This is a genomic window from Membranihabitans marinus (genome assembly GCF_021729155.1).
GTDB classification, from domain to species: domain Bacteria; phylum Bacteroidota; class Bacteroidia; order Chitinophagales; family Saprospiraceae; genus Membranihabitans; species Membranihabitans marinus.
This window is the reverse complement of sequence record NZ_JAJQYA010000046.1, coordinates 17,331-27,233: the sequence shown is the minus strand read 5'-3', so window position 1 is coordinate 27,233 and position 9,903 is coordinate 17,331. Positions and strand designations below refer to the sequence as shown.

At 34.7% G+C, this 9,903-nt stretch carries 5 protein-coding genes and 1 pseudogene; all 6 read right to left on the bottom strand.

The window, feature by feature from the left end; genetic code table 11:
- Positions 1–317: sulfatase-like hydrolase/transferase (locus LVD51_RS18545; protein ID WP_236972869.1), on the bottom strand; the 317-nt coding region annotated here is incomplete at its 3' end.
- An 84-nt stretch (positions 318–401) separates the two neighbouring features.
- Positions 402–1,853 carry a sulfatase gene (locus tag LVD51_RS18540; protein WP_236972868.1) on the bottom strand — a complete coding sequence of 484 codons (1,452 nt, stop codon included), beginning with the start codon at positions 1,851–1,853 and terminating at the stop codon, positions 402–404.
- 10 nt (positions 1,854–1,863) lie between these two features.
- The gene (locus LVD51_RS18535; RefSeq protein WP_236972867.1) at positions 1,864–3,093 is read right to left on the bottom strand and encodes a sialidase family protein; all 1,230 of its coding nucleotides are present in this window, start codon (positions 3,091–3,093) and stop codon (positions 1,864–1,866) included.
- A 130-nt stretch (positions 3,094–3,223) separates the two neighbouring features.
- Positions 3,224–4,684 carry a sulfatase gene (locus tag LVD51_RS18530; RefSeq protein ID WP_236972866.1) on the bottom strand — a complete coding sequence of 487 codons (1,461 nt, stop codon included), beginning with the start codon at positions 4,682–4,684 and terminating at the stop codon, positions 3,224–3,226.
- A 50-nt stretch (positions 4,685–4,734) separates the two neighbouring features.
- Positions 4,735–6,387 (bottom strand): RagB/SusD family nutrient uptake outer membrane protein, encoded by a 1,653-nt coding sequence (locus LVD51_RS18525; RefSeq protein ID WP_236972865.1) that lies wholly within the window; start codon positions 6,385–6,387, stop codon positions 4,735–4,737.
- 25 nt (positions 6,388–6,412) lie between these two features.
- A pseudogene (locus LVD51_RS18520) lies at positions 6,413–9,514 on the bottom strand (SusC/RagA family TonB-linked outer membrane protein).
- Positions 9,515–9,903 lie beyond the last annotated feature (389 nt).

Below are 9,903 nucleotides of genomic sequence, written 5' to 3'. Positions count from 1 at the left end.
CTATTTTCAGGATGACGGTGCCTTCCTATAGCTGTAATATGACCTGTAAAATGTACTCTTGCTGAATTTTTACCAGTCAGAAAAGCAGCTCTCGACGGTGAACATACCGGTGCACCTGAATAAGCATTGACCCATTTCATTCCATCTTGGGCCAATTGATCTATATTGGGGGTTTCAATAAAGTCATTCCCATAGGTACCTAAATCTGTCTTACCTAAATCATCTACCAATATTACTAGGAAATTAGGCGGGGATTGAGCCCACATAATAGAACTTAAACACAATATTAAGAAAACAACAAAATTAATTTTTTTCATAAGGCTTATATATTTTAAATAGATGATATAGCACGTAAATCAATATACTTTAGCTAAATCAACGACTCCTACATAATATTCAAATTAATATTCAATTCCCAAATCATTAGATCTAATGATTTTCAATTTTTCCTTGAGTTTTGACTGCAACTCCAATACAATTTTTTCATACAAAGGATTATGGGCTAAATTATTAAATTGCTTAGCATCATTAACCATATCATACAATTCCATTCCCCCACCTACATCTTCATCATATTGAATGTATGCCCATTCTGAAGTCCTTATTAAAAAAGCCATTTTACCTTTCCAGTTATTCATAGAAAACGCAAAATCTCTAACCTTTACCTCAGGATTATCGAGTGTTTTCACTATGCTCTTTCCTTGCAAATATGGAGAAGTATTCAATCCAGCTATTTCAGTAATCGTTGGATATAAATCAATTAATTCCGTAAACGAAGAACAAACACCTGGTTCTTTGCCCGGAACTTTAATAATGAGCGGAACTTTTACTGATTCTTCATGTAAACTCACCTTCATCCAAAATCTATGTTCACCTAAATGATATCCATGATCAGAAGTAAAAATCACAATAGTATTGTCCTCCAAACCCTCTTCTTTCAATGTCTGTAATACTTTTCCCACCTGAGCATCCAAAAAAGTTACAGATGCATAATACCCCGCCATTGCTTTTTGCTCTTGGGAAGTAGACATTACCGCATTCTTACTCGTAACATAATTGATACCTCGATCCGGTATATCATCCCAATCATTTTCTACTTTGGGAGGCAAAACCATTTGCATATATGGAAAAGGATCAAAATACTCTTCAGGTGCAACAAATGGCACATGTGGTCTTACAAATCCTACTGCTAAGAAAAAGGGTTCATTTTTATGTTCTCTTATTAATTGAGAAGCTTTTGCAGCGCTTATTCCGTCAGATTGAGCTAGATCACCTCCCTCAGCCTTAACAATCGTCATTACATTACCACCTTTGCGCGGCAACAATCCATAAGGATTATTCTGAACCAATTCTGCTTCTCCCTCAGATTTCCACTCCAAAGCCTGACTGTTAAATCTTTCATTCCATGAAGCTGAATCGTCCTTCCCATTGGAACCAATTTCAATATCAATGGGTACTCCCATGTGAAATATTTTACTTACTCGTGCAGTATAATAGCCCGAATCTTTAAATACCTGCGACCACGACTTTCTATCTTCACCTACTACATTTCGACCACTTCCCGCTTTAAAACTCAGCGTTGCATTGGGGTAATAACCAAACATTAATGAAGTTCGAGAAGGAGCACAAACAGGATACTGTGAGTATGCATGTGAATAAAGCATTCCCTCTTTTGCAAGGCTATCTATATTTGGGGTATGAATACTTTTACTCCCATAACTAGACAAAGCTGTTGTTGTTAAGTCATCTGCTATTATAAATAATACATTTGGTTTTAAATTAGATTGAGACCATAAGATATTACTTACCAATAGAAAAAGAATAATGAACGAAGTTTTTGTATTGAGCGCCATTATTTAAACCTTAATCTATTTTAAGATTGGAACGTAACAATTTTTTGTACTTCTTAATTCTGTGAAAAGTAAGATAATTGGCATCATGGTGGCTATGAGAGCCTCCAAACTTGTCATCATAGGCAGTTCTGGAAACAAGAATTATATCCTTCCCTTCAAATTGCCAATCCACATATTGAAATCCATGCTTTGTCACATCTGGGTGTTCAAGAATAACTTTTCTAATTGTCCAATCCTTTAAATCCGGAGAACTAACTAAAACCAAAGTATTCCTAACATTGCCTGGCAAACGATGAGAAAATTCTTTTTTAACATAGTTTACAAGACTCCAATATTCATCTGTTTCACTGTCATATCTTACGGTAAATTTTTTAGCTCCACCTGAAAAATGAATAAAGTCAGATTCTGGATCAAAACTAGCTTTTTTACCATCTTTACTAATTCTTATTAATGCAGCCCTCTCTGGTACATTGTTTGGATTTCCTACTCTTAGCATATTTACCACATCTCCAGATTTAGTAACAATAGCATTACCTTCTATCCATCCACCAAAATTTCCATCTAAATAGGTTGAATTATGTGGCAATGCATTAGATAGCACCCAATTTTCTGCATTTAACAAGTCCACATTTTCCGAAACTGACATCATGAATGCACTGATTAATTTTTGTGGATATTTTTTTCCCTTGGATGTAATCTCTGCTTCAGCCTTTTCCATCGTTCGCCACAACCTTCCATCGTGTTTAATAATGGGCATTGGAGCTGTATGATAAATTCCTTCGAATAACAAACCAGTAGTTTTGTCATTTGGGGTACTCCAAGTTACTCCTCCATCGATAGATCTTCTAATAACAATATTTCCATGAGCTTTAGATGTACCTAGAAGATATAATTCATTATTATGAGTAAAAAGATTAGACCAATGTTGGCCTACAATTGTAGAAATTTTATTCCAAGTTTTACCTTTATTAGTAGATTTAAATACTTCAGTGGTTCCAGCTACTCTATAGTTTGATTCTGGACCAAAACGATCATGCGAGGCAATATAACTTCCATCCTCCAAAACACAGATACTAGGTGAGCCTACAAAATATTGCAGACTTGCAGGTATATAATCAACTACCACACCAGGCACTTTTGATCCCTGAGAAAATAAGTTGCAGACGAATATTAGAGAAAAAAATAAAATACTATTGACTCTTATAGTTAACCGGATATTACTTTGGTAATTGGTTTTCATTAAATTATTATTTTATTGATGTAAAAAATGCACAACGATCTAAATAAGCCGATTACACATTAAATGAAATCGCAATACAACCTCGAAGTTCAATCTTAAAATCAAGATTGGATTAAAAAAAATATATCGATTATTCCTTGAAATTCGAATTTAATTTGTCATTCAAGAGTTTCAAGTGCTCTCGTTTTATAGCTTGATATTTTGCTAAATGAGCTACATTTTCAACTTTCATAACATCCATTGATAAATCATATAATTCCTCGGCTATTATCGTATTGGTATATCTGTCTGTCCAAACATTGTATCTAAAATTATCTGAACGGATTGAAGATCCCAAAACCTTAAACGACTCCTCACTTCCTATGGGTCTTTGAATTTGTGTAACTGCAGTGTTTTTAACAGTTGTCTTCTTATCAAGTAGTATTGATTTAAAAGAAGTTCCCGATAATTTTTTGAAATAATTGGTTTTCTCAACATCGCATAAATCAATTAAACTTGGAAATAAGTCAATCAATTCTACAACTTCATCAACTCTCGCACCTTTTTCAATTAACCCTGGAGAGGATAAAATTAAAGGCACTTTGGCTCCAATTTCAAAATTAGTCCACTTACCAAATTGACCGTGTTCGCCAGCATGATATCCATGATCTGAAACAAATACAATGATTGTTGAATTAAGTAAATCTAACCTTTCTAATTCTTGATATATTTTGCCAAATTGAGCATCCATATATGAAATAGATGCCAAATAACCATGTCTCAATTCCGCCTTTTTTTCTTCTGAAATATCATCCAGTCTATGAACATCCGTGTAGCTTCTAGCCTCATTTGAATTTACATAAACCCATTCCGGTAAATTATTAACTGGGCTATCATACTTTACCCCTGGCAAATTTTCTCTATCATATAAATCCCAGTACTTCTTAGGTGCATTATAAGGTAAATGTGGTTTCCAAAATCCTACTGCCATAAAAAAAGGAACTTCTCGTAACTCTCTCAATTTATTGACTGCAGCATTTGCTACTCTACCATCTAAATAAGCCTCATCCGGGACATCCTCACATTGGACTGCTCCCCTTTTTTTGATATCTGTATGCAATTCATAAGGTCTTCCTGGAATGTACCAATCCATAAAATGAGCACCCCAATGATAGATTTCTGGTTCGCTCCATGATCTTTCATCTCCTTTAATGGCTTGCCCCCAATTGTGATATATCTTACCAATTCCAACAGAGTAATAACCCTGCTCTTTAAAATATTGCGGTATCGTTTTAACACTGGGATCTACACCTCTAAAATGGGGCTGATTGCCCAAAACTCTGGTTTCTGCAGGATACTTCCCCGTCATGATTGATGTTCGTGAAGGATTACATAAAGATGACTGGCAGTATGCTTTTTCAAACACTACTCCATTTGCGGCAAGTTTATCAAGATTGGGCGTAATAACACCCCCATCATTATAGCTATTAATAATGGATGAAAGATCATCGGCTATAACATATAAAACATTCTTCTGCTTTCTATCAATGCTTTGCCCATTTAAAAATGTACAAGCTATCATTAATAAAAATAGGTATACCTGCTTTTGCATATTGGTTATTCTTCTTTGAAAAAATTATAATAAGAAATTCAATACTATCTCTATTGGATTAATTTCGGATTAATGTTTGATTCACTTTCTGGGATTGGCCAAAATTCATCTTGACCTACTCTAAAGTTTTTGGAAGTCACATACCAACGTGCATTTGAATCAATTTTTTTAGTTACAGTAGCATATCTCTGAGAATCTGGATAAGGTGCACCCCAAAAATCACCCTGTAATGTTTCACCTATAATACCCCATCTCAACAAATCCCAATAGCGCAATCCTTCCATGGCCAATTCCACTCTTCTCTCATTTCTAAGCAAGGGCCTTAACAGATCTGGATCCGTTTCAGTAACACTTGGCATATTTACACTTTCTCTTCCTCTTACTTTATTAATGGTCTGATCTAATAATTCTTGTGTAATCGGGTCACCAGCTTCTAATTTTGCTTCCAAATAACTTAAAAGAATTTCAGCATAGCGAAGTAATGGGACATCCGCACCATAGTCATTTCTAGGATCACCAGAGAAAAACTCTTGACAAAATTTAATACATGCATATCCTGTCCTAGTTGCTTGATTAGCATATGAAATGACATCTTTTGAATTAATACTATCGGGATGAGTAATAAATTTTTGTCCACTAAAAGAATCACCGTCTGCAAGAAGTGTATAACTAAATCTAGGATCTCGATTTTCACTTAAATTTCTAGAATTATACCTAGGATCATCGTATGAAAATGGTGTACCATCATTAAACTCAAAAGATTCGGCTAAGCTACCCAACGGATTAATAAGAGAAAAACCTTGTAGGATTGATGGATAAGAATACAATTGAACACTATTGGGTGCGTCACCTTCTAAATACTTCACACTGAATATATTCTCAGCGCTAGTTTCATTTTCTGCCAAAAATATAGATCTATAATCTGGATCTATTATATTGTCATTGTAGTCAATGATCTCTTTATATACAGAACTAGCCTCAGTAAATCTTTTTTCTGCCAAATATATTCTGCCCAAGAATCCCAAAGCAGCTTGTCTTGATGCTCTACCCGACTCAGCCAAAGGAATATCTTTATATCTAGGCAAATGAGGAACAGCTTCATTAAGCTCTTTTATCACAAATTCTACAATTGTAGACCGGTCAACTTTTTCTACTTGATTCGCTTCATCAGGAGTAAGTGTATTAGTAACCAAAGGTACAGAACCCCAAAATTGAGACAAATAAAAATATTGGCAAGCTCGTATGAACTTTACTTCTGCTATCATACGATTTTTGGTAGTTTCATTTATTTCATCAACTTGAATAATGTTTTCCAAAAAATCATTGCATATCGCAACCCTTTTATATGAACTTTTCCAATATTCAAGTATATAGCTATTATTAGCCAGAAGATTCCCATTGGTAATAGTTACAAAATTGGAATTATCACCTCTTCTATCATAAGCATTATCAGTAGCATGTTCCAATAAAATAACACCATAATAACTCCACCAGTCTGTAGGTTTTGTCTGTGTACCAGCATGACTTATTGGACCTCTATAAACCCCAGTTAATGCAAGCATCGCATTGGTTTCATTAGTCCAAAAACTTTCATTGGCATATTGGTTTTTAGGATTTAAATTAAGCTCGTCTTCACAAGCGAAAAAAAACAAGACAAAAAAAGAAAAGCATATTTTTTTTATAAGATTTGTTTGCACAATCATGATATTAATTTTTTCTAATATTTAACTAAAAACTAGCATTCACCCCAAGAGAAAATACTTTTAGAATAGGATAGTAATTTCCATTGGTGTTAATTTCCGGATCCCATCCTTGACGATAGTTATTGAGAGACAAAATATTTTCAGCACTGCAAAATATTTTCAAATTATCCATACCAATAGATTGGATTAGACTTTTTGGAAAAGTATATCCAAATTGAATATTCTTCAACCTCAAATATGAGGCATCCAAAACCCACCAATCAGACAATTGAGTATTTGGACCACCTGTTTGTCTAATATCTTCCAACCTCGGATAATCAGGATAACGAGTAGGAGACTCAGGATTAAATCTTCCTTCCATCTGCCATCTTTGTAGATTCGCAATATCTCCATAAAAGGCATATCCTGGCACTCCATCTAAATACCCACTAACGCCTGAAACCCCTTGTAAAAAAGCAGCAATCTCAAATCCTTTATATTTTGCACTTAGATTAAAAGAAAAGGTATATTTAGGAATTTGACTACCAATTTTCGTTCTATCGTATTGCGAATCAACAATCCCATCGGGAACACCTTCTGGGCCATTTATATCCAAATATCTTATATCTCCAGCAACAGGATTAGGATTTAACTTAGATTGATCTGCCCAGTTATCAATATCTGATTGATCTAAAAACACACCATCTGTTTTATATCCATAATACAGAGACATTGGAAAACCAACAAACAACGTAGAACCATTTCCTACTAATCCATTAGGTAAGTCAACATTTCCCACACCCAAAGAAACAACCTCATTATTAATAATAGATAAATTACTCTGAATACTATATCTAAAATCTCCAACAGAGTTATTATGCATTAATTCAAATTCAAACCCTGTATTTTTCAATTTACCTGTATTAACTTCACTTATTCCTAAACCTAAAATACTGGAAACACTTGCAGATGGTCGAAATAAAATATCTGAGGTAACACGATTAAAGTAAGTCGCATTAAATTCAAGCTTATGATTAAAAAATGTGGATTCAAATCCAAAATCTTTTGTTTCAGTAGTTTCCCAATGTATTGTTGGATCTTTAAAAGTAGACCTTGCAACCCCAGTTGTCAATCCACTTCCAAATGGATAATTAAAGCCTGTTGAAAGTGTATTCTGATAGGGATAATTTCCGATATTCTGATTTCCTAAAACACCCAAAGAAGCTTTCAACTTTAAACTTGAGACAATTTTTGAAACGGGGTTGAAAAATTCTTCTTCAGATATACGCCATCCTATCGCAGCAGAAGGGAATGTACCATACTTTTGAGTTTTAGGGAACCTTGATGATCCATCGTGTCGTACGGTAGCCTCTAACAAGTATTTTTCATCATAATTATACCTTAATCTACCAAAAAAGGATTATATTGCCCATCCGAAATCATTGCCATAGACATTTTGAATATCCGCCCCACCTGCACTAATTACAATATAATCGTTGCTAGGAAAATCTTGCCGAGAGCCACTAAAATCTTCATTTTCTTGTTTTTCAAAAGCGTAACCACCCAGTATCGTTACAAAATTTTTATTTAATGATTTTTCATATTCCGCTATGTATTGCACAGTTTGATACGTAACTGTATTTCTTCTCTGATTTAAATTGGATTCATTAATCCTATAGGTCGGTGTAAGTTGATGTGATCCTCTAAATGTTCTACCATCATTAATATCAAACTTATATCCTCCCTTTGCTGACAGCATCAAATTTTTGATTGGACTGTACACCAATTCCATATTTACTCCAGCATTCTTATTAGATTCCAATAAAAAAGTTTCAGAAGCGATCCAAGAAATAGCTGTCCCTTCTCCAGCAGATCCTATTCCAAAATCACCATTCGAAGCGCGTCCCAATGAAGTAGCATTTTGTCTTAATGCTCTCCACAATAATGCTTCAAGACCACCTCCTGCTCTAGGACCTGGTATAGGTTCATTTTGTTTAGAGGTAGCTCCATACATTTGAGTTTTTAATGTTAATTTTGAATTTAATTCCGATTCTGTATTTAATCGCAAATTATACCTATCAAAATAATTTTCTTCCACTATTCCCTGCTGACCTAGATATCCAAGTGATAAAAAATATTTAGTGCCCTTCTTCCCTCCAGACATTGATATATTTTGATTATTTCGAATCCCATTCCTAGAAATCACCTCCCGTAGGAAATCGGAATTGGGATAATTATCTGGATCTAATCCCGATTTATAGTTTGCTATATCTTCAGCTGAATAAGTATTGCTTCCAGAAGCAATATTAAACATTTCGGCATATTCCCAAGAATTTACAAAATCAGGTAATTCTGTGGGTGACTGAACGCCTAAGAATCCTGAATATTTTACTTTAAATTCCTCTGATTTGCCATTCTTTGTTGTTATTAATATTACTCCATTAGCAGACCTCGCCCCATAAATAGCAGCTGAAGAAGCATCCTTTAATACAGAAACAGATTCAATATCATTTGGGTTAACATCATTTAAGCTTCCTTGAACACCATCTATCAAAACTAATGCACTTGGAGATGCTCCGAAAGAACCTACTCCTCTAACTCTAATTGTACCTCCATCGGAACCTGGCTTCCCAGAACGTTGTATTACTGTTACACCTGTCATTTGTCCAGTAAGTCCCTGACTTACATTTGCAATGGGCCGACTTTCAATATCCTCCGAACTAATTTGAGAAACAGAACCAATAACATTTACCTTTTTCTGTGTTCCATACCCTACTACAACAACTTCGTCTAGGGTCTGTGAATCTTCAATAAGGGTAACATTGATATTGGACCGACCATTTAAAGCCACTTCTTGACTTTGGTATCCAATGTATGAGAAAACTAAGATGGCATTCTCATTAACATCAGTCAATACAAATCTCCCATCAAAATCCGTGGCCGTTCCTTGACTACTTCCTTTCACTAATACATTGACACCAATTAAAGATTGACCATTTTGATCGGTGACTACACCAGAAATATTGTTGACCACACGCCTCCGATTGAGTTCTAAATTAGACAACGAATACAGCGGCTGTAATAATTCTGTTTTCCGAGATCGAATCAATTCTTTTTCATCGACTATACCTTGAAAGTGATTTATCATCTTCTTTAAGGAAGCCAATCCCGCTTCATCGTTTTGATATATTACCACATATCGTTCATCAAAGATTTTGTAATTCAGATTGGTGTTTTTCAATACAAAGGACAAAGATTCCTCCAAGGTAGTGTGTTGATCATCATGGTATTCCACACGAATATTGGACGCTATCGCCCGATCATAGTTAAAAAACACCCTGTATTTTTGGCCTATCTGATAAAAAGCCTCCTCGAGCTGAACATCATTTACCATATGAGATTCAGCACTTCCCGCATTGGGCAACTGGAATACCATAAACAAAATGGCAACTGTAAGCATTTTGAATTTTTGCTTTATCAAAAATAATTTTCTTAACTTCATGGTTGAGTTAGCAATTTTAATTGTTAATAAATTAA

Excerpts from the sequence above, each read along its gene's own strand:
- LVD51_RS18540 (WP_236972868.1), bottom strand. The coding sequence starts at position 1,853 with ATGGCGCTCAATACAAAAACTTCGTTCATTATTCTTTTTCTATTGGTA.
- LVD51_RS18530 (WP_236972866.1), bottom strand. The coding sequence starts at position 4,684 with ATGCAAAAGCAGGTATACCTATTTTTATTAATGATAGCTTGTACATTT.
- LVD51_RS18525 (WP_236972865.1), bottom strand. The coding sequence starts at position 6,387 with ATGATTGTGCAAACAAATCTTATAAAAAAAATATGCTTTTCTTTTTTT.
- LVD51_RS18535 (WP_236972867.1), bottom strand. The coding sequence starts at position 3,093 with ATGAAAACCAATTACCAAAGTAATATCCGGTTAACTATAAGAGTCAAT.